The 20,320-nt window shown below is 55.4% G+C and carries 17 protein-coding genes and 2 pseudogenes; 7 read left to right on the top strand and 12 right to left on the bottom strand.

The features are described from left to right. Window positions 1-823: 823 nt before the first annotated feature. From AC3IX4_RS14680 to AC3IX4_RS14635, 10 genes and pseudogenes are all read right to left on the bottom strand, one after another. Window positions 824-964 (bottom strand): annotated as a pseudogene (locus AC3IX4_RS14680) (DUF411 domain-containing protein); the annotation flags it as partial. Further along, window positions 954-1,787, bottom strand: coding sequence for a c-type cytochrome (locus AC3IX4_RS14675; RefSeq protein WP_489256181.1), 834 nt, complete (start codon window positions 1,785-1,787; stop codon window positions 954-956). The pseudogene AC3IX4_RS14680 and the gene AC3IX4_RS14675, both read right to left, overlap by 11 nt. Before the next feature lie 9 nt (window positions 1,788-1,796). Beyond that, window positions 1,797-2,858, bottom strand: a complete 1,062-nt coding sequence (locus tag AC3IX4_RS14670; protein WP_489261290.1) for a copper resistance protein B — start codon at window positions 2,856-2,858, stop codon at window positions 1,797-1,799. Further along, complete coding sequence (locus AC3IX4_RS14665) at window positions 2,848-3,156, bottom strand: hypothetical protein (RefSeq protein ID WP_489256180.1); 309 nt, start codon at window positions 3,154-3,156, stop codon at window positions 2,848-2,850. Before AC3IX4_RS14665 ends, AC3IX4_RS14670 begins: the two co-directional genes overlap by 11 nt. Window positions 3,157-3,168: 12 nt before the next feature. Beyond that, a complete protein-coding gene (locus AC3IX4_RS14660) occupies window positions 3,169-5,046 on the bottom strand; it encodes a copper resistance system multicopper oxidase (RefSeq protein ID WP_489256179.1) in 1,878 nt (625 codons plus the stop codon). Window positions 5,047-5,243: 197 nt separating this feature from the next. Further along, window positions 5,244-5,450, bottom strand: a complete 207-nt coding sequence (locus AC3IX4_RS14655) for a co-regulatory protein PtrA N-terminal domain-containing protein (RefSeq protein WP_489256178.1) — start codon at window positions 5,448-5,450, stop codon at window positions 5,244-5,246. Window positions 5,451-5,551: 101 nt separating this feature from the next. Next, window positions 5,552-5,856: pseudogene (locus AC3IX4_RS14650) on the bottom strand (DUF2933 domain-containing protein). Between the two features lie 97 nt (window positions 5,857-5,953). Next, on the bottom strand, window positions 5,954-6,481 hold the full coding sequence (locus tag AC3IX4_RS14645) for a cupredoxin domain-containing protein (RefSeq protein ID WP_489256177.1): 528 nt from the start codon (window positions 6,479-6,481) through the stop codon (window positions 5,954-5,956). Window positions 6,482-6,626: 145 nt separating this feature from the next. Then, entirely contained in the window at window positions 6,627-7,187 is a 561-nt protein-coding gene (locus tag AC3IX4_RS14640) for a cupredoxin domain-containing protein (RefSeq protein WP_489256176.1), read from the bottom strand. Window positions 7,188-7,348: 161 nt separating this feature from the next. Beyond that, entirely contained in the window at window positions 7,349-7,708 is a 360-nt protein-coding gene (locus tag AC3IX4_RS14635) for a co-regulatory protein PtrA N-terminal domain-containing protein (RefSeq protein ID WP_489256175.1), read from the bottom strand. Window positions 7,709-7,914: 206 nt separating this feature from the next. Here AC3IX4_RS14635 and AC3IX4_RS14630 point away from each other — a divergent pair, with 206 nt between their 5' ends. The 7 genes from AC3IX4_RS14630 (at window position 7,915) to AC3IX4_RS14600 (ending at window position 15,620) form a co-directional block, all read left to right on the top strand. Then, window positions 7,915-8,598, top strand: coding sequence for a heavy metal response regulator transcription factor (locus tag AC3IX4_RS14630; RefSeq protein ID WP_489256174.1), 684 nt, complete (start codon window positions 7,915-7,917; stop codon window positions 8,596-8,598). Further along, window positions 8,595-9,974 (top strand): heavy metal sensor histidine kinase, encoded by a 1,380-nt coding sequence (locus tag AC3IX4_RS14625; protein WP_489256173.1) that lies wholly within the window; start codon window positions 8,595-8,597, stop codon window positions 9,972-9,974. Before AC3IX4_RS14630 ends, AC3IX4_RS14625 begins: the two co-directional genes overlap by 4 nt. Window positions 9,975-9,982: 8 nt before the next feature. Next, window positions 9,983-10,258 carry a phosphoribulokinase gene (locus AC3IX4_RS14620; RefSeq protein WP_489256172.1) on the top strand — a complete coding sequence of 92 codons (276 nt, stop codon included), beginning with the start codon at window positions 9,983-9,985 and terminating at the stop codon, window positions 10,256-10,258. Window positions 10,259-10,618: 360 nt separating this feature from the next. After that, the gene (copC, locus tag AC3IX4_RS14615; protein ID WP_489256171.1) at window positions 10,619-11,002 is read left to right on the top strand and encodes a copper homeostasis periplasmic binding protein CopC; all 384 of its coding nucleotides are present in this window, start codon (window positions 10,619-10,621) and stop codon (window positions 11,000-11,002) included. Between the two features lie 3 nt (window positions 11,003-11,005). After that, window positions 11,006-11,950 carry a copper homeostasis membrane protein CopD gene (gene copD, locus AC3IX4_RS14610; RefSeq protein ID WP_489256170.1) on the top strand — a complete coding sequence of 315 codons (945 nt, stop codon included), beginning with the start codon at window positions 11,006-11,008 and terminating at the stop codon, window positions 11,948-11,950. Window positions 11,951-12,291: 341 nt separating this feature from the next. Beyond that, on the top strand, window positions 12,292-13,269 hold the full coding sequence (locus AC3IX4_RS14605; RefSeq protein ID WP_489256169.1) for an IS5 family transposase: 978 nt from the start codon (window positions 12,292-12,294) through the stop codon (window positions 13,267-13,269). 743 nt (window positions 13,270-14,012) lie between these two features. After that, entirely contained in the window at window positions 14,013-15,620 is a 1,608-nt protein-coding gene (locus AC3IX4_RS14600) for a glycosyl hydrolase family 18 protein (protein WP_489256168.1), read from the top strand. A 653-nt stretch (window positions 15,621-16,273) separates the two neighbouring features. Here AC3IX4_RS14600 and AC3IX4_RS14595 read toward each other — a convergent pair. After that, a complete protein-coding gene (locus AC3IX4_RS14595; RefSeq protein WP_489256167.1) occupies window positions 16,274-17,251 on the bottom strand; it encodes an IS5 family transposase in 978 nt (325 codons plus the stop codon). Window positions 17,252-17,355: 104 nt separating this feature from the next. Then, window positions 17,356-20,193, bottom strand: coding sequence for an AMP-binding protein (locus AC3IX4_RS14590; protein WP_489256166.1), 2,838 nt, complete (start codon window positions 20,191-20,193; stop codon window positions 17,356-17,358). Window positions 20,194-20,320: the final 127 nt, after the last annotated feature.

The following is a 20,320-nucleotide window of genomic DNA, read 5'->3' as shown; positions in this document are numbered from 1 at the left end:
AATGCGGCGAGTCGTCGTCAGGCTGCGATGATTGACATGTCTTTGTTTGGAGGTATCTATTTTAACTGCTTGTTTATAAAGAACAATTAACAGCAGCATTTCGCTGTTTGACGACTGAATTTTGGCTTTTCTCATTTTCGATACAAAACAGCAGGCTAACTTTTAAGGTTGGCTTCCTAAGGAACGATCACCCGCCTTGAAGCAGGTCTAGATTTTTTCGCAATATAAAGAAGTGAAGCTATTGTGATTGATTTTTTTACAAGTATTCGATGCGTTGAGCGTGTGGCTCTTCCCGTATCGAACAATAGACCAGGGACTGGCCGTCGTAGCTATCGCTCATGTTGCTCCTGGCGCAATAACCACGCCGTGCGACACATAAGTTATTCGACTGAACCACGAACGGGGCGCGACGATGGAGCGAGAAGGGGGCGAGGCACTTCACTGGCAAGGCAGGGGACAAGTATTACGTGCCTTGCTCACAGGTGCGAGTAGCCCCCTAGACGGTGGGTGTCTAGTCTTTCGGGCGGTGAGGTTGAATGACTTGCTTTGTACAAAATAATCTTTTTTGAACGGAGTAGGGCGTATCTTGGAGCACTCAAGAAAACCTGGCCGGGACCCTGGCAGCCGCCAATGAGCGGCTCCAGGGACTGGAGGACACCGCGCACCGTCAGGAGAGGCCAGTTTGGGCAGTGAGAAGAGCGGGCTCGAACAGCGCCTAGTTGACCGTGCCTCCGAAATCGCCGCGCTGGCCCAACAACGAGCGCCCGACCGTGAGAGAGGAAGTCGAGTGCTCGGCATCTAGCAGAGAGGCTACTTGGCGGGGGTGCGAGATCCATTTCTTGCAGCATCCGCAGTTGGCATCACGGTGCACATCGATTGTCAGGGCATTCGCTGCTTGAGCGGTCGACGCCATAAACAACGCGGCCAGCACCGCCAGGCGTGCCCCTTTGCTTTTAACTTTCATGTATGTGCTCTTTGCCGTCGGCATGGGTGTGAGTTCTGGGGGCAGCTACTGGGGCCTTTTCCTCATGGGCATGCCCGGTGTCATGATGACCGGCACCGCTTTTCGCCTTTGGGCTATCTGCAGCATGGTGATCTGCACCGTTTGCAGGCTCAGCGGTATTTGAGGAGTGATGATCCGCACTGTCTGCAGCATCGTCGTGATGGTCGGCATTGGCATTTACTGCTGAACTGTCCGAAGCATGGTGATCGGCACTGGCGCTTTCATGCTGCCCCTCATGGTTGTGCATCTGGGTTTCGCCGCCCCCATGCTCGTGACCGCCGCTCGATGCAACCAGGGCTCGATACTGTTCAGCATCAAGTTTTGGCAACTCGTTTAAGAATGCCACCATGTCCCAGATGTACTGATCGCCCATGCTCTTGCCCCAGGCCGGCATGCCCGTGGCCTTGATGCCGTGCTTGATTACCCAGAAGGTTGCAGCCGGATTGCCATCGACACCGACCTTGGTCAAATTCGGCGGGGCAGGATAAAGGCTCTGGCTCAGCTCGGTCTCGGCAATGCCTGGAGCTAAATGGCAGCCGATACACATGGCGTTGTAGTTGCCTGCCCCGGCACGGATCATGGCCTCGCCATTGAGGTTGGGAACCTGAATGTCCTGGGAGCGCACCTCAATAGAACGATCACGGGCCATCGACAGGAATGCATACACGGCTGGGAAGTGGGGATCATCGGCACCAACATTGACCAGGCCAAAATAGGCACCGGCAACTACCGCAGCGCTTCCGACGACGCCCGCCGCCACTAAGGTCTTAATTGTTCTTTTCATGTCAGCCCCTTAGAACCACATGCGAATACCGGCTACAAATCGAGCCTCGTTGGTATCTTCCCCTTCGTCGCTGGCGAAATCGGCGGTGTTGCCGTAGGATCGACTCCAGGAGACGCCTATGTAGGGCGCGAACTGGCGAACGATCTCGTAACGCAGACGCAGACCAAGTTCGGTATTAGCGAGCCCTGAACCGACTCCACGCTCAGGGTCGTTCTTGCCGTAGAAATTCATCTCAGCAGTCGGCTGTAGAATCAGGCGATTGGTCAGCAGAATGTCGTAATCGCCTTCGAGTCGTGCTGCCGTCTGGCCGTTCTCGCCGACAAAGGCAGTAGCCTCGGCCTCGAAGGCATACAGCGCCAAGCCCTGTATGCCGAAGGCGGCCCAGGTCTGCGGCGACTCCGGCTTGAAGTCCTGGCGGACACCCGCGACGACATCCCACCAAGGACCGATCGAGTGCCCGTACAAGGCCTGCAGCTCAGCATCTTCGGTGACACCATTGGTGCGCTCGCCCTCGGAGCGGAGCCAGAGACGATTGATGTCTCCGCCGATCCAACCCATCGCATCCCAGGCTAGCGTGCTGCCTTCATCGGCATCCTGGTATTCGAGTTGGTCGAGCAGAAAAAAGTTGTTGATGGCGCTGTCGTGCACCTTATGGCCCGGCAAGGGCGGAAACGCTGCTTTACGATCCGCGTCCGTTAGAACCGGGATGGGGGTGCGGCTGGTGGCCCTTGGTGTCTCCGCGCCACCATGATTCATCTGACTGTGATCCATGGTGCTGTGATCCATGGAATCCATTTGACCTTGCATAGCGCCGTGATTCATCTTGCTATGGTCTATCGCGGCCGGCTTGTCTTGGCCCTTTTGGCCCTGGTTCATCTGGCTGTGATCCATAGAACCGTGGTCCATCGCGGAATGATCCATTTTCCCGGTACTGGATGCATCTTTCTTAGCCGCTGGGGGCTGATGCATCGAATGATCCATTGTTTCCGCTGCATTGGCCAAACCGCCAGTCATCGCGCACAACGACACTGTCAGCGCGATGAAAGTGGGACATGAAAACCTAGTGGTCATGGTTCGAATCCGCTTCAGCTTTGTTGGCGTCGTGCTCATGCTTCATCTTGTCGTGATCCATGTCGTCATGGTCCATCGAGCCGTGATCCATTTTGCCGTGGTTCATCTGCTGGCTATCTGAGGTTTGCCCATGCGGCTGAACTGCCGGTTTATTTCCAGAGTCATGGGATGCGGCTGAAGAGTGCCCGTGCTCACCCTGACCTTCACCGGCGAACACAGCAGGCATTTGCATTGCACCCAGCAAACCAAGCGCGAGTGCACTGCCAATCAGGGCTTTTCGCTTCAGAAATGTACTCATCAGAAATCTCCTTTACTCGTCCACACGAACTTCACGGAACATACCCATTTCCATGTGGAGCAGCAGGTGGCAGTGGTAGGCCCAGCGCCCGAGGGCATCGGCGGTGACTCGATAGCTGCGCTTCGAGCCTGGCGGCATATCGATCGTGTGCTTGCGAACCATGAACTTGCCGTTCTCATCCTCAAGGTCACTCCACATGCCGTGGAGGTGAATGGGATGGGTCATCATAGTATCGTTGACTAAGGTGATTCGAACCCGCTCGCCGTACTTCAAGCGCAGCGGTTGCGCATCAGAGAACTTGATGCCGTCGAACGACCAGGAAAACTTCTCCATGTGCCCAGTGAGGTGCAACTCGATAGTTCGGCTGGGCTCACGACCATCCGGGTCGAGGAAGGTACTTCTCAGATCGGAATAGGTCAGGACGCGGCGACCGTTGTCACGCAGGCCAATACCCGGATCGTCCAGCTTGTGGGTCGGGCTCATGGTCTGCATGTCGACCAGTGGGCTATTGGTTTCAGAGGCCGGATGCGACTGCATGCCTGCGCCCATTCCCGCCATCCCAGAGTGGTCCATACCGGCCATCTTGCTGTGGTCCATGTCGGCCATGTCGCCCTGCATAGCGCCATGATCCATGCCGGACATCTTGCTATGGTCCATGCCCACCCTGTCACCTTGCGTACCACCAGAGCCCATACCGGCCATCTTGCTGTGGTCCATGTCGGCCTTGCCGCCCTGCATGCTACCGTGATCCATGCCGCCCATGCTTCCATGATCCATACCCATGTCGCCCATGGCGATTAGGGGGCGAGGATCGACTTCAGGGACCGGAGCACTCATACCTTCACGGATAGCCAGGGTGCCGCGGGCATAGCCGGTGCGGTCCATGGACTGGGCAAAAATCGTGTAGGCCTCCTGATTAGCGAGCTCGACTATCACGTCGTAGGTCTCGGCCACGGCGATACGGAATTCGTCGACGCTGACCGGCTTGACGTACTGACCGTCGGCGGCCACCACTGTCATTTTAAGACCCGGAATTCGGACATCGAAATAGCTCATGGCCGAGCCGTTAATGAAGCGCAAACGTAGTTTTTCGCCCGGTTTGAAGATGCCGGTCCAGTTCCCGTCAGGCGCCTGGCCGTTCATGAGGTAGGTGTAGGTGTAGCCGCTGACGTCGGCGAGGTCGGTAGGGCTCATCTTCATCTCGGCCCACATCTTGCGATCCGAAACTGTCGCAGCCCAGCCGTTCTCGCTCACGTCGTTGATGAAGTCGCCCACAGTGCGCTTGTGAAAGTTGTAGTAATCCGACTGCTTCTTGAGCTTGGCCATGACCCGAGCGGGATCTTCATCGGTCCAGTCAGACAGCATCACCACATAATCGCGATCATAGCTGAACGGCTCAGGCTTCTTGGCATCAATGACCAGGGCACCGTAAACGCCAATCTGCTCCTGCAATCCAGAGTGGCTGTGATACCAATAGGTTCCGTTTTGTTTGACCTTGAATTTGTACTCGTACATGCCATCGGGCGCGATGCCGTGGAAGCTCAGGCCGGGCACGCCATCCATATTGGCCGGCAAAAGGATACCGTGCCAGTGAATGGAGGTGTCTTCGTTCAGACGGTTCTTCACGCGCAGCGTGACGGTATCGCCTTCCCGCCAGCGCAGAATTGGTCCAGGAATAGATCCGTTGATAGTCATCGCGGTTCGGTCCGCACCTGTGATATTCACCGGCGTCTCACCAATAAACAGATCGAACTCGGAGCCGGTCAACACGTTGAGCTGACCAGGACTGGTCACTGCCCAAACGGGGGTACGCCACAAGCCTAGGCCTCCGAGGATGCCGGTGGCGGCCAGGCCTTTAACGAAGGTTCGCCTTGAGGTTTTGCATTGCATGCGGTTATGTCCAATCAGTCAGAGGAACCAGGGCTGTACAACCATGACATCGGGTGATGAGCAGCTTCATCCTGGGAGGTTTTCCCTATCAGCCTTACCCGCTGCCCGCTATTTTAAAATAGATTCAACAGCGAGCTTAAGAAGGTGCCATATTCCAACCGCCTGGGTGATTACATTTCTGTAAGGTTGGCCACTTGTTAGCAGTTAGCGTGATCAGCCGACTTGACCTTGCGATCTGCAACCGGCGACTCTGCTTTTTGCTGCTGAGCCACTTGATAAGCTTCCATCGATGCTTTGCTGGCCTGCTCCATACGCGCAAAAGTACGGTCAGCGCCACCTTCGGCCATTGCCAAAGAAGAAGCGGTAAGAGCGGCGACTACGAACAGGGCTTTGATCGGTTTCATCTGGATATTCCTCGATTCAGTTCAATAATCCCGGCAACCGATTTGGGTTGCTATCAGGAGTAGAGCTTCAGGCTCGAAGTAAGATTAACCAGAGTGACCTGTCATAAACCTGAGTTGAACATTACAGTTCTGTCAGGTTGCCATTTCTTTCTTGTCGAGCCTCCGGCGTTTGTCGGGTAGCCGGACGTGGTTGCCCGACAAACGCCGAGAGTGCCACCCTGGTTATGGCGAACATATGCATTAGCGGGCACAGCAACAGAATCAAGTAAGGCAATGCCTGGGAGATGTGGCCGTAATGTTCTCGGGCCACATAAAACCCGATTACGGCCAGCATGATCAACGCGATGCCAATCTTACTTTTCCAGAATGGCGGCTCAGCGCTGGAATGGTGATGGGAGTGGTCCATGATTCGAACCTTCGGTTGGTTAGAGGCGATATCTTTTGGCACAGTGAGATAGATAGGCTCTACTGGTAGCCAGTTGCTGACGTCTATCAATCCGAGCTCAACGAATGTTCACTTTGCCGACCATCCCCGATTGGTAATGACCGGGGATATTGCAAGCGAACTCAAGCCCGGTTGCCTTGGTGAAGGTCCACACCAATTCTTCGGTGGCTCCCGGCTCGATCAAAACGCTGTTCGGATTGTCGTGTTCCTTGCCGACTATCCCGCCCATGGCATGCCCCATGTTGCTCATGTCGTGTGTGCCAGTCGGAGAAAGCGTTCCCTTCTGTATCATGGCTGCCATTACCTTCTGGTGGGCGGCATGAGCGGCGGCCATACCCAAGTTGAATTCGTGTAGCAGCGTACCCTCGTTTTTGAGCGCGAAGCGGATTGTTTCGCCCGGTTTGACATCAATGCTCTTTGGCTCGAAGAAGCTATCGCCCATCTTCACTTCGATGGTGCGATCAACCTTTTGAGAATCGCCTGGCTGACCAATGTCTACATTACCCTGGCTCGGGCTGGCCATCGCTGCAGACGCTGAAAACATAAGGCTGGCAACGAAAAGCAGGAATGCGGACTTAGCTTTCATGGTGAACCTCGCAGGAGTGGTTTAAAACGCCTTGATGCTAGCCAGGCTGAGCTGCCCGCTCACTTACGCAAAAATTACATATCGGTGAAGTTAGCTGAGATCAGGTGCTGCCCGGCACACAGCGCCGGGGCACCTGGTCGTCGATTCAACGCATTACGAACTCACCCACCATCCCTGCCTGATAATGTCCCGGCAGGGTGCAGGCAAAGTTCAGGTTGGACACATCGGCGAATGTCCAGACGAATTCCTTCGTCGTCCCAGGCTCTACGAGGATGGCGTTAGGATCGTCATGTTTTGCCTCAATGACCTCCGGATATCCCGGAGGATCGGAATCGCTAGGGGAAGTGAAGTGCTCCCGCCAGACGATCGACTTCGCCTTGCCCGTCGGCGTCAGCGTGCCGTCTTTGAATAGCGCCGCCATCTCGCGTTGGTGTTCCAGCTGCGATACGGCTTTGCCAATGTTGAATTCGTGCATCAGTGCCCCTTCGTTCTTCAACACGAAGCGGACGGTCTCGCCAGGCTTCACATCGATCGACTTCTGGCCGTAGCTGATGTCATCCATCTTGACGAAAACGGTACGCGTAGCGGGGGTTGCTTGGGCCTGTCGACCAATGCTGGTTTCATTGCCAGGCGTTTGCGCAAAGGCTTGAGTTGCAGCTCCGAAGAGAAGTCCGGCGATCAACAGTTGGAGACGTGAACGTTTCATGATGAAACCTCACTGAGGTGGTTGGAAATCTCATGCTATTCCCCGGCTCCTGCCGGGGGGCTTACCCCAAAACTACAAATTAGTCAGCTTGAAAAAACGCGGCGCCGTTGTGGCGCCGCTAGGCCAAAGGAGCAATCACGGAAGGCCTTGAAGGGGATTTCTTATGGATGGCACTCTTTGTCAGCCATCATTAGCTTGTGCTCCCGCATCATCTGCCCGAGGGCGTCATCCACCAATTTGTCGTGCTTTTCCATCCAAGCGAGATGCTCTTGCGCAGATGTACCGGGAGCTGGGTGTCCTTTGTGAAGCTCGCTCATCATCTCATCGAGCATCTTCATGTGCTCCTTCATGTGCACATGGCGCTGGCCAGGGGGAGCCTTCTCCGCCTGGATCAATACGGCTTCGGCCTTATCCCGCATTTTCTCAATGCGCTCGATGGTGCGATCACCCCCGGATTCTGCCCAGACAGCTGAGGACAGCAGGAGCGAACCAACGAGAAGCAGATGTTTAAGCAATTTCATAAGGGAGTCTCCTCACAAGAAGCTGTGGCCGGCACCTCTGGTTGTTGTTCATGCGAGGGCCGAGAGCACAACCTAGTGCTCATGCATGAACCCTAGCAAAGCTCCCTGACAGAGGCCTGAAGCTAGGATTACATTTTCGTAAGCTTATGGTTGGGAGGGCTATTTGGCTGCACACTCAGACCACACAACATTTGGAAACTGCCCTCATGAAACTTCTGGTAGCTGAAGACGAGCCGAAAACAGGCACTTACCTGCAGCAAGGCCTCACTGAGGCTGGGTTCAACGTCGACCGCGTCATGACGGGAACGGATGCACTTCAGCATGCGCTGAGCGAAGCGTATGACCTGTTGATTCTGGACGTGATGATGCCGGGCCTGGATGGCTGGGACGTACTGCGGATGGTGCGAGCAGCGGGGAAAGATGTCCCGGTGCTGTTTCTGACGGCACGTGATGGCGTCGAAGATCGCGTCAAAGGATTGGAGTTGGGTGCAGACGACTACCTGGTCAAGCCATTCGCCTTTTCCGAATTGTTAGCCCGGGTCAGGACGCTGCTCCGCCGGGGGAATAGCTCGCCCACGCAGACCATCATGAAAATAGCAGATCTTGAAGTCGATCTGCTGAAACGTCGTGCTGTACGCAGTGGAAAGCGGATTGACCTGACGGCGAAAGAGTTCTCGTTGCTCGAATTGCTGCTGCGCCGGCGCGGCGAAGTGCTACCGAAATCTTTGATCGCTTCCCAGGTTTGGGACATGAATTTCGATAGTGATACCAATGTGATCGAAGTTGCTATCCGACGTTTGCGAGCAAAAATTGACGATGACTTTGAACCGAAATTGATCCATACAGCCCGAGGTATGGGCTATATGCTTGATGCCCCGGATTCGGAATGAAGCATCTGTCACTGACAGCGCGCATGAGCTTGATGTTCATGCTTGCGGTAATCGCCGTCCTCACAGTAGCAGGTCTGAGCTTCAATGAGCTCAGCCGGCATCACTTCAAAACGCTCGACCGGCAAACACTGGTTGAAAAACTCGAATCGACTCAGAAAATCTTGAGCGGCACACGTGGTCGCGTAGATATCATTGAGGTGCAGCCTCAGCTTAATGCCCTGCTGGGGGCACATGAAGACCTAGCGGCAATCATCCTCGCAAATGACGGCACAGTGCTATTCGCCGAGCCGAGGTCTTCCAATATCCCCGCGAAATATCGACTTAACCCTGACCATGACATGTGGGAGTGGCAAGAGGGCGGGCATATGTACCGCGGGATGACTGCGCAGGTGTCAGGCCCTGATCAACCCGAGTCCCTCACAGCCGTGCTGATCCTCGACGTGACCAATCACATGCACTTCTTTGAGACGCTGCAGCGATGGTTTTGGATCGGGCTGACCATCAGCGCCCTAATAAGCGCCGCGTTAGGTTGGATAGTCGCTCGCAGTGGGCTGAGACCTTTACGGCAAGTGACCCAGGTGGCTACGTCAATGTCCGCCAGATCACTGAAAGAGCGTATCCCACTGGAGCCGGTTCCCCTTGAGCTGCAGCAATTGGTCTCCTCGTTCAATGCAATGCTTGCCAGGCTAGATGAAGCGTTCGTTCGACTCTCGAATTTCTCTGCCGATATCGCTCATGAATTGCGTACACCAGTGAGCAACCTGATGACACACACAGAGGTGGTGCTTACCAAGAAACGCGATGTCGATGCCTACGAGGAGAACCTTTACTCGAACCTTGAAGACCTGAAGCGCATGTCACGGATGATCGATGACATGCTGTTCCTGGCTAAATCGGACAACGGCTTGATCATTCCGGAGCTAGTGCGTATCTCGCTCAGCGAGGTGGTCGCTAAGCTGTTCGAGTATTACCAACTGCTGGCGGACGAGCGCGGCATCCATCTCATGGTATCCGGTTCAGGCTGCGTTCTGGGTGACAAGTTGATGCTGGATCGTGCGATCTCGAATCTGCTGTCCAATGCACTGCGCTATACCCCCGAAGGGGAGACGATCTCAGTAACGATCCGTCAGACTGGCAGCGCCGTCACCCTAACGGTTAAGAACCTTGGTGAGGCCATCAAGCCTGAGCACCTGGAAAAGCTGTTCGACCGCTTCTATCGCGTCGATCCCGCCCGTCGCGAAGGCAGTCTGAGCAATGCGGGGCTCGGCCTGGCCATTACCCGATCCATCGTTGAGGCCCACAAAGGCCAGATCTGGTGCACGTCAGCCAATGGGCTAACTGCTTTTAACATGGAATTTCCCCAGCGGCCTTCATAGAAGTTGCTATGACCAAAGACGAGTTAAGAGTCGCGCTGGCCCTGGAGGCCGGCTACCTGACCGGCGAAAAGCCTGTTTCGGCGGAGTTGGTGGAATCGGTGTTGTCGCGCCAACTTGGTAATCTGGAGCCAACCCTCACGCGTCACGGCTATCGCATCAAGGATCTGGGGGAGCAGTTCGACGCCAAGGCCACCGAAATCAAGGCGCTGTTCGTCAACACACTCGATCCAGCGCGCGCCGCCGAGCTGCGCGACAAGATGCTGGCGGCGGGACCTCCCATATAGTTGACTTTTCGTCAGGCGAAGCAGGAAAGATAGAGATCAAGGTCTTTCGGGAGCTCAGTCTCAGAGAGGTCCAGTCAGGGAGGACAGGCAACGTACGTGGTGAAAGTAAAAGCCACGATGACAACCCCCATTCTGGACCAGAGAGCACGCGCAAAGCTTACTGAAATGTAATCGAACAGTCGGCAATCATGTGGCATCGTGTCCTGGCTCTATAACGCGGTCATCCTGATCTGTTATCTGGGATCACGTACGTGGTATTCGCTTGGTATTCGCCTGCGGTTTTAACCGGAATTGAGAAATAAAAGCTAGATATCTCCCACCAAACCTCGAACCAACAGCTTATGCTGTGAGGAGTCTTCCATGTCCTTCTTTAAAACGACTACCGTTGCTGTTGCACTTACCGCCGGTTTGCTCATGAGCACTATCGCCCAGGCGCATCCAAAGCTGGTGTCTTCTACCCCTGCGGAAGGCTCGACGTCCGCGGCTCCTGCCAAGATCGAGTTGCACTTCTCGGAGAACCTCACGACTCAGTTCTCGGGAGCTAAACTGATCATGACTGACATGCCGGGTATGCCAAACTCCCCCATGGGTGTTAAGGCTGCCGTCGCAGGCGGCGACGACCCGAAAATGATGGTTATCACGCCCGCAGCTCCGCTAACCACCGGTACTTATAAGGTCGAATGGCGGGCGATCTCTTCCGACACCCACCCCATTACAGGTAACTTCTCTTTTAAAGTGAAATGATTCATGAGCGACTCAATCAACATCGTCCTTCGCTTCGCTCTTTATTTAGACCTGATGCTGCTGTTTGGATTAGCAATTTTTGGCTTGTATAGCCTCAGGGGAAAGGAACGGGTATCCGGCGCTGTCTTGAGCTTTGAGTCGCTCCTTTTCGGTACGACCGTTGTTGGTGTACTGCTGTCCCTTGCCGCTATGTTGTTACTTGCGAAAGCAATGAGTGGTGTTGCAGAGTTTATGGAGCTTCACCTGCACATCTTCGAAATGGTTCTGACTGGCACCGATGTCGGGATCACTTGGATGGTCCGAATAGCAGCCCTGGTGCTGGCAGGTATCGCCGCCACACTTAACAAGCGCTTCCCAACCCTCAGTCTTTGGGCGGTTACCGTCTTCGGTGCTATTGCTCTCGCTACTCTAGCGTGGACAGGGCATGGCGCTATGGACGAAGGCAGTCGTCGTTATATACATTTCATTAGCGATATCTTTCACCTTTTGGCAGCCGGCGGTTGGATGGGAGCTCTGGCCGCCTTCGCTTTACTGCTGCGTGCGAAGAGACTAAACGGCAGACAAGAAGTACGAATTCTCTCCCGAGTCCTGACTGGATTTGAATCAGCTGGTGGGCTGATCGTTGTGATTTTAAGCATTACTGGAATAGTAAATTACCTTTTCATTGTAGGCCCAACCCTGGACGAGGTGATGCTCACTACTTATGGAATGCTTCTCTTTTTTAAGGTTTTACTCTTCGCGGGGATGATTGTATTAGCGACGCTAAATCGTTTCCATTTGAGTCCACTGTTAGAACGCTCAATCAAGGAAGGACACCACGCCGTCGCCGTCAATGCTTTACGACGTAGTATGACCCTTGAGTTCTCCGTTGCAGTGGTCATAGTGTGCCTTGTTGCTTGGCTAGGAACCCTGAGCCCGGAGATGGATATGAGCACTGTGCAAAGTTAATAATTCGCATAATGCCCACAGATACCTGAAGCGCCTACGCCTCGGATGAGTTTTTGGTTGCCCCGTTGAATCCACATCAAGAGATGATTCTTGGGGCTGAGCTCAAGGCTCGATGTAACGCTACGGCTCATACCTATCAGAAACCTTAGGCCAACATTGCAGTTGTGTCAGGTTGACATTTTCTTCTTGAATAATCTGCGACTTAATCCGTATGGTCTCGTCCATCCTAAGCTGCAATTAACCGCTTAAGGAGACGCTGCATAAATAGCCAACCGCCCCCGACCCTTGGCACACTACACACCTTCAGCCAGCCATCCTCTTCGTGAGCCTCGTTACCCGACATGCAGAAGACCTTCTCCGAACTCGAATACGCCGGCAAGAAAAAGCGAACGCGCCGCGATCGTTTCCTGACTGATATCGAGCAGTTGGTGCCCTGGGCGCAATTGGAGGCGCAGGTGGCGCCGTTTTACGGCGACACCACAGGCAGGCGCGGGCGCCCCGCGATTGGGTTGTCGCGCATGCTGCGCATGTATGTCGTGCAGCAGTGTTTCGGTTTCTCCGATGAAGGTACCGAAGATGCTGTCTACGACAGCCAGGCCATTCGTGGCTTTATGGGCATCGATCTGGGCCGAGAGTCGGCACCGGACGCCACTACCTTGCTGCGTTTTCGCCGCTTGCTGGAAACCCATCAGCTGACACGGGTGCTGTTTGAAACGATCAACCAGCATCTGGCCAGTCGTGGTCTGTTGCTTAAGGAAGGCACCATTGTCGATGCCACCCTGATCGCCGCGCCACCCTCGGTCAAGAACCGAGAAGGCAAGCGCGACCCTGAGATGCATCAGGCCAAAAAAGGCAATCAGTGGCACTTCGGGATGAAGGCCCATGTTGGCGTCGACGCCACGTCGGGGCTGGTGCACAGCCTGGTGGGGACGGCGGCCAACGTGGCCGATGTCACCCAGGTCGACAAGCTGCTACACGGTGCCGAAACCTATGTCTCGGGAGATGCTGGATACACCGGTGCGGCCAAGCGAGCGGAGCATGCTGAACGGGACGTTATCTGGTCGATTGCAGCACGACCAAGCAGCTACCAGCATCACGGTAAAGACAGCGTGCTGTACAGGGCCAAGCGCAAGATCGAATACGCCAAGGCGCAACTGCGTGCCAAGGTAGAGCATCCGTTCCAAGTGATCAAAGTGCGCTTCAATCATCGCAAGGTGCGTTACCGCGGGCTGGAAAAGAACACGGCACAGTTGTTTAGTCTGTTCGGGTTGGCCAATCTGATGCTGGCCAAGCGGTATTTCCAGCGCATGGCGGGATAAATCCGTCTGAAAGGCGGGGTTGGCCCGCTAATTAGCAAAATGAGGCCTGAAATCGGCCGCCGGGTGAAACAATGGCCCTCGTTAACAAACTCGTCAGACATCCCACCCGGGATTTGGAGGGCCAATTCAAAGAACCCATAACTCCACGCAGGGACAGAAACTCCGCTATGCAATTTTAGAATAAAAAAAACGAAACACATATCATAATACGCTAAATATTATGATTTATTTTTTGACAAACCATTGTCACACGTCCTTACTGTAATTCAGCTAGGGAAACGTAAGTAGGCTTTAGATTAAGTGTGCAGCTCAACATGAAAGCGGATATCTAAAGTCACTGAATGTGACCTTATTGCAAGGACGTTTTATGACAACACAATCACTCATAGAAAATCAAAAAATGATATGTTCTCTCCGAACATATCATAAGCTCCTAGCTCCCCGCATCATGCCCGCAGCCATGGTGATGGCTTATACTGTACATCTCGTCCCCGAGCTAAATAACACTCAGTCTAGACTGACTCAGTCTTTCTAGTTTTTTGCCCCCCCCCAAAAAAACGCAGCTTCCAAGGCGGGCTCAGAACCTGATTATTACAACTAAGATATTACAATTGCACTTGCAATGACACTCACTCATCAATGGCTCTGAGTTTGTTATTTATTACAAGGCGGGGGGCTCTTTGATCATTGAAAACGTGTGATAAGTTTATCAATGCAATAAAATATAATCATAGGAAATCAGCATGCACAACCTTGATGAAAGTTCTTTAGTCCATATCCCAGACCCAGGAACTAATGTGGCAGGGGCTGTCTGGGGGGCAGGGGCAGCAGAAAAAACCTACACAAAAAACAATTTCGACCCGAAAACAGCTTGCAGTGGACACTCTTTCACACCTGGCAGGGTTGCAAAAAACTTATTTAATAGTTATCACTCTATCCCTCTGTATAAAGTATTCGGATATCTGTCAGATTGGGGGATTTATGATAGTCGATACGGGTACTTCGCGGGAGATGAAGGACCGGACTTCAGTGTCGGGGGGCGTGGAACAGATATTATGCGCCTACTTCCCCCCGCTGGGCAGGCAGCGCTTTATGACAAAATCATCGTGGGATTTACTGCGATCATCGGTGATCAAGGTGAACTAGAGCTAGCAATCAACCAAGCAGCTCTGGACTTTAAAATTGCCACCAAGGAAGCAGACCTTCCTAATCAGCGTGGCAAGGCTACCTTTACCGATCCTTGGGCTTACGTTGCCGCCTATATCAACTGCGGCTTTGCCGCCTGGAAGAGCAACGACTATCCCCTACTGTTCAATGCCCAAAACGCTCAAGGTGTCTTGGGGGCTCTAGTTAAGCTCCATCAGAGATCACCTGAGTTGTCTATCGGCTTAAGCCTGGGTGGATGGACAATGAGCGAAGCCTTTCACCATATTGCCAAAGAACCGTTGGCCAGAGAGAAGCTCGCCGATAGTTTGTTAAATATTTTCGCTGCATTTCCCATGTTCAAAGAGCTTGATCTTAATTGGGAGTATCCCGGCATTCCAGGAGCTCAAGGCAACGACTATGGACCGGAAGATGCAGAGAATTACGCAGAGCTTATCAAGGCGATTAAAATCAAGTTGCCTAATGTTAAAATCAATATTGCTACAATAGCCGCTCCGGAAAAATTGGAACAAGCCAACATCCCTCTGCTTATTGATGCAGGCGTAGAAGGCCTTAATGTAATGACTTATGATTTTTTCGGCTCCCCCTGGGCGGAGAAATTAATGCACCACACAAATTTGTATCGGGATCCTAATGACTCCACCTTGAGCTCCGTAAATGATGCTGTTACCTATCTCCTCGGGAGCGGCATAGATTCAAAAAAAATCTTTATCGGCTATGCCGGCTACACTCGCAACGCACAGCAAGCTACCGTCAGCCGCATCTCGCCTCTGGGAGGACGTTATGACCCACAGCAGCCGGAGAACGATAATACCATTGGCACTTTTCGCCCAGGTGTAACCGAATGGCCAGACCTGCTTCGCCTTTACCTAGACGAAAACCTGAATGGCATAAACGGGTTCGAATTATATAGGGACGATATTTCTAAGGCTGAGTTTCTTTACAACCAAAGTAGTAAAGTTTTTATGTCCCTCGATACGCCTTGGAGCGTACGGGCCAAGGCCGAGTACGTGAAAGAATATAACTTGGGCGGCATGTTTACTTGGATGATAGACTTTGACAATGGCCTGCTCACAAATGCTGCCAAAGAGGGACTTGGAGCAGAGCTGGCAGCACCACCAGTCGTGGATATGACTGATCTTTATACCTCCGGAAAAAAAGCCTTCCTCTCCGATAGCTCTAACTAGCTACGATCAATTGCGCGCCCGATGAAAAGGCCTCTTGGCGCCAAGAATTAGGTTGACTGCTTCAGTCACACCGCATGGCTTGCAGGGCTGGCGGTGTGATGCTTCCCCGATAAATTGAACTGTGGGGTGAGTCATAGATGGCAAAGCGACACAATTATCCGAAAAAACGATACCGCCGCTGTTTTAGCTTTCAATGCACTCATCGGGGATGAGCGAGTTAGTAATTATTTAGCCGTCAAAAAATGAAGTACTTGAGCCTGCTGCGCATCGATCATGAAGCGCTTTCAAGGATTCGTACCCGAGTCGACTACGTGTATCTTTTGATTGCAGGATTAGCTTCTATGGCTAACGGTCACAGATGGCCAGCTATGACCATTTGATAACTAGTGGAACGCTGCAATCTATTGTTTTTACGGTTAATTCCACAAATTAATCACTCATTAGTGGAATTAAAAGCTGGATAAAACTAATTAGTTCCACTCGTTAACGGTCCCGTGTGGTGGGCTAAGGAGACGCTGAACAAATCACCGATTCATACCGAGCCCCATTTTCAAACCGGTTTTTTCGCCCTACCGGTCTTATTCCACGTTTCTGGGGCCGATTTCAGGCCCCATTTTGCTAATTAGCGGGCCAACCCCGCCTTTCAGACGGATTTATCCCGCCATGCGCTGGAAATACCGCTTGGCCAGCATCAGATTGGCCAACCCGAACAGACTAAACAACTGCGCGGTGTTCTTTTCCAGCCCGCGGTAACGCACCTTGCGATGATTGAAGCGCACTTTGATCACTTGGAACGGATGCTCTACCTTGGCACGCAGTTGCGCCTTGGCGTATTCGATCTTGCGCTTGGCCCTGTACAGCACGCTGTCTTTGCCGTGATGCTGGTAGCTGCTTGGCCGTGCTGCAATCGACCAGATAACGTCCCGTTCAGCATGCTCCGCTCGCTTGTCCGCACCGGTGTATCCAGCATCTCCCGAGACATAGGTTTCGGCACCGTGTAGCAGCTTGTCGACCTGGGTGACATCGGCCACGTTGGCCGCCGTCCCCACCAGGCTGTGCACCAGCCCCGACGTGGCGTCGACGCCAACGTGGGCCTTCATCCCAAAGTGCCACTGATTGCCTTTTTTGGCCTGATGCATCTCAGGGTCGCGCTTGCCTTCTCGGTTCTTGACCGAGGGCGGTGCGGCGATCAGGGTGGCATCGACAATGGTGCCTTCCTTGAGCAACAGACCACGATTGGCCAGATGCTGGTTGATCGTTTCAAACAGCACCCGTGTCAGCTGATGGGTTTCCAGCAAGCGGCGAAAACGCAGCAAGGTAGTGGCGTCCGGTGCCGACTCGCGGCCCAGGTCAATGCCCATAAATCCACGAATGGCCTGGCTGTCGTAAACAGCATCTTCGGTACCTTCATCGGAGAAACCGAAACACTGCTGCACGACATACATGCGCAGCATGCGCGACAACCCAATCGCGGGGCGCCCGCGCCTGCCTGTGGTGTCGCCGTAAAACGGCGCCACCTGCGCCTCCAATTGCGCCCAGGGCACCAACTGCTCGATATCAGTCAGGAAACGATCGCGGCGAGTTCGCTTTTTCTTGCCGGCGTATTCGAGTTCGGAGAAGGTCTTCTGCATGTCGGGTAACGAGGCTCACGAAGAGGATGGCTGGCTGAAGGTGTGCAGTGTGCCAAGGGTCGGGGGCGGTTGGCTATTTATGCAGCGTCTCCCTAAGTAGTCGCCTAACCTGTGCGCTGGGCCCGTTCAGATTCATCCAGGTGCTCCAGCAGCACCGCTATCGTTGCATCCCGCAGCTTGATTGCCTCTACCCAGTCCGGACCTTCTGCCACCAGCGGGGGGCAGACATTGACGTGGATTGCACCGTGGCGCGGGAACCACTGACCGTCGCGCAGCACCCTGCGCGCGCCGCAGATTGCGACCGGCAGCAGCGGCACGCCGACACGCGCGGCGAGCACGAAGGCGCCCATGTGGAAGGTGCGCAAGCCTGGCTCGCGGGTGAAGGTTCCCTCGGGGAAGAACACCAGGGGCTGGCCAGCCTGTAGCGCCTCGGCCAGGAGCTCGGTGTCTGCGGCGCTGCGCTGCAGGTCGAAGCGTTCGACGAAGCGGGCGCCGAGCTTGCGCAGGAACAGGCCGGCGATCCACTGGTCAGCCAGTTCGCGCTTGGCAACGAAGTTGAACCGCGGCGGCAAGGCCGCGCAGAGAATGACGCCGTCGAGGTAGCTGGCATGGTTTGCGGCCAGCACGCTGCCCCCTGACTCAGGCAGGCGCTCCAGCCCGGTGACGCTGAACGGCACCCCCGCCAAGCGCACGAACAGCCGTGCGGCCGCCCGGGTAAAGCTGCGGCACCAACGCTGGCGCGGCAGGAGCGCGACGCCCAGCCAGGTCAGCGGCGTGACCAGCCAGAACAACAGCCAGATGTAAGCGGCATACAGCGCGGCACGGCAGGTTCGCCAGCTGCGGCCGAAATGCCCGCGTACGGCCTGCAGCACCAGGCGCAGTAGCTGGCGCCACACGGCGAGGTGCGGCCGACCCACTTCGCCGCGCTCATACAGTTCGCGGCTGGCGGCACGGCGAATCTTGCCGCTGGAGGTCTTCAATACGCTATGCGGTGGCGCCAGTACGATATCGTCGGGCGCCACCCCGGTGAGGTCGACCACGATGCGGTTGACCTCCTGCTGCAGGCGTTGCCGCGCGCCAGCTTCCTTCTCGTTGCTTTCCGCCAATACCACCAGGCGCTCGGTACCGGTGGCCGGGTCAGGACTGCCGAACACCGCGATGCAGCCTTTGCGCAGACCGGGCACATTGCCGACCGCCGCTTCGACATCGTAGGGGTAGATATTGCGTCCTGCACGGATGATCAGGTCCTTGGCGCGGCCGGTCAGGTAGACCTCACCACCGGCCATGTAGGCGAAGTCGAGCGAGTCGAACCAGCCATCGCGCAGCACCCGGCGGGTCTCATCGAGGTTACGGTAGTAGCCACCGGTGGTGGACGACCCGCGAAATTGCAGGTGACCTTCGCTGCGCTCGGGGAGTTCGACCCCGCGGCCATCGACGATGCGAATCTGATGGCCCGGCAGCGACCGGCCGCTGGAGACGAAGCGCAGCGTTGCGCTGGCGTCCGCTTCGGCGGGCAGTGCATTGCCGCGGACCTGGAACGCCTCGCGCTGCACCCTGTCGATCAGCGGCCCTCGGCCCAAGGGAGGAAAGGCCACGCCTAACGTGGCCTCGGCCAAGCCATAGACGGGCGCCATCGCGGTGGGCGCAAAGCCGTAGCTGGCGAAACGTTCGGTGAAGCGCTGCAAAGTATCCGGGCTGACCGGCTCGGCACCGTTGAAGGCCATGCGCCAACTGCTCAGGTCCAGGCCTTCGAGGTCGTCGTCAGCGAGTTTGCTCAGGCACAGCTCGTAAGCGAAGTTAGGCGCCGCCGATAAGGTGCCGTGAAAGCGGTCTATCGCCCATAGCCACCGCGCCGGTCGCGCGAGGAAAGCCAACGGCGACATTAGCACCAGGCTGTAGCCGTAATACAGACTGCCCAACCAGGCACCGATCAGGCCCATGTCGTGGTACATGGGCAGCCAGCTGACGAACACGTCCTTCGACCCCACTTTCAGCACCCCACCCATGGCGCGCAGATTGGCCAGCAGATTGGCGTGGCTGACCATCACGCCTTTGGGCTGGCCAGTGCTGCCCGAAGTGTACTGCAGGAAGGCGATGTCATCCGGTTGCCGCGGCGGTGTGATGCACTCGCGCCCCGCGCCTGTCAGCTCGGCCACGCTGGCAATGCGCGTCAGGCTCGGGACCTGCGGCCGGAGCAGCCGGGCGAGCAGCTTTGCCTCCGTCACGGTAATCAGCACTTTGGCTTCGGCGTTGCGCAGGATGCCGGCCTGGCGGCGCAGATGATCTTCTATCTGCGACAGGCGCAGCGGTGGGTAGATGGGCACCGGCACACCACCGGCCAACAAGATGCCGAAAAAGCCATGGAGAAAGTCGCGCCCGGTGGGCAGCATCAGCGCCACGGTTTGACCGGTCTGTAAGCCAATGCGTTGCAGCCCCGCGGCAACGGCCTGGGCTCTCTGGTGCAACGCGCCATAGCTGATGTCTTCCGGCTGGTCGCTTTCACCCAGCAGACGCACGTGGGGGTACTGCGGCTGATGGCGCACATGCCACTCCAGCACCTCGATCAAGGTCCGCGCGGCGTCCGGCGTCTGTTCCGTTGCTGCCAGGATCTCGCTGGAGTCGCTGGAGGGCAGCGGGTGTACCGTCTCGGCGCCCTGCCTGCCGTGCAACACGCGCAGTACATCGCCGGGGGTGTCCGCCGAGGCGAACAGGGATTCCGGCAAGTGCACACCGAACTCGTGCTCGATGCGTGACCAGAGCTCGACCCGGGCCAGGCTATCTACGCCCAGGTCCCGATCCAGCACACTGTGCAAGGTGACTTGCAAACCTTCTGCCGCCTGCGGGCGCAACTCGACCACGGTGCGCTGGACAATTTCGAGCAATTTTTCCGCGTCCACATCGGAACGGGGAGCGGCGCGGGTTTCTGGAGGCGGAGGAGACATCGGCGACCCCTCATGACAAAACACTCTGTGTGTAGATCCTTGCCCATTGCCATTATGCGCCTATCGCGGCGACTGGGAATGCCTTCCTGGACTGGAGTGCTCGCAGGATGGCTGAGCCAGGGCTAGG

It is taken from the genome of Pseudomonas sp. KH_021 (assembly GCF_057838865.1).
The sequence above is the reverse complement of the archived record's forward strand: the minus strand, read 5'-3'. Positions and strand labels throughout refer to the sequence as shown.

Excerpts from the sequence above, each read along its gene's own strand:
- AC3IX4_RS14675 (WP_489256181.1), bottom strand. The coding sequence starts at position 1,787 with ATGAAAAGAACAATTAAGACCTTAGTGGCGGCGGGCGTCGTCGGAAGC.
- AC3IX4_RS14670 (WP_489261290.1), bottom strand. The coding sequence starts at position 2,858 with ATGACCACTAGGTTTTCATGTCCCACTTTCATCGCGCTGACAGTGTCG.
- AC3IX4_RS14665 (WP_489256180.1), bottom strand. The coding sequence starts at position 3,156 with ATGAGTACATTTCTGAAGCGAAAAGCCCTGATTGGCAGTGCACTCGCG.
- AC3IX4_RS14660 (WP_489256179.1), bottom strand. The coding sequence starts at position 5,046 with ATGCAATGCAAAACCTCAAGGCGAACCTTCGTTAAAGGCCTGGCCGCC.
- AC3IX4_RS14655 (WP_489256178.1), bottom strand. The coding sequence starts at position 5,450 with ATGAAACCGATCAAAGCCCTGTTCGTAGTCGCCGCTCTTACCGCTTCT.
- AC3IX4_RS14645 (WP_489256177.1), bottom strand. The coding sequence starts at position 6,481 with ATGAAAGCTAAGTCCGCATTCCTGCTTTTCGTTGCCAGCCTTATGTTT.
- AC3IX4_RS14640 (WP_489256176.1), bottom strand. The coding sequence starts at position 7,187 with ATGAAACGTTCACGTCTCCAACTGTTGATCGCCGGACTTCTCTTCGGA.
- AC3IX4_RS14635 (WP_489256175.1), bottom strand. The coding sequence starts at position 7,708 with ATGAAATTGCTTAAACATCTGCTTCTCGTTGGTTCGCTCCTGCTGTCC.
- AC3IX4_RS14630 (WP_489256174.1), top strand. The coding sequence starts at position 7,915 with ATGAAACTTCTGGTAGCTGAAGACGAGCCGAAAACAGGCACTTACCTG.
- AC3IX4_RS14625 (WP_489256173.1), top strand. The coding sequence starts at position 8,595 with ATGAAGCATCTGTCACTGACAGCGCGCATGAGCTTGATGTTCATGCTT.
- AC3IX4_RS14620 (WP_489256172.1), top strand. The coding sequence starts at position 9,983 with ATGACCAAAGACGAGTTAAGAGTCGCGCTGGCCCTGGAGGCCGGCTAC.
- copC (WP_489256171.1), top strand. The coding sequence starts at position 10,619 with ATGTCCTTCTTTAAAACGACTACCGTTGCTGTTGCACTTACCGCCGGT.
- copD (WP_489256170.1), top strand. The coding sequence starts at position 11,006 with ATGAGCGACTCAATCAACATCGTCCTTCGCTTCGCTCTTTATTTAGAC.
- AC3IX4_RS14605 (WP_489256169.1), top strand. The coding sequence starts at position 12,292 with ATGCAGAAGACCTTCTCCGAACTCGAATACGCCGGCAAGAAAAAGCGA.
- AC3IX4_RS14600 (WP_489256168.1), top strand. The coding sequence starts at position 14,013 with ATGCACAACCTTGATGAAAGTTCTTTAGTCCATATCCCAGACCCAGGA.
- AC3IX4_RS14595 (WP_489256167.1), bottom strand. The coding sequence starts at position 17,251 with ATGCAGAAGACCTTCTCCGAACTCGAATACGCCGGCAAGAAAAAGCGA.
- AC3IX4_RS14590 (WP_489256166.1), bottom strand. The coding sequence starts at position 20,193 with ATGTCTCCTCCGCCTCCAGAAACCCGCGCCGCTCCCCGTTCCGATGTG.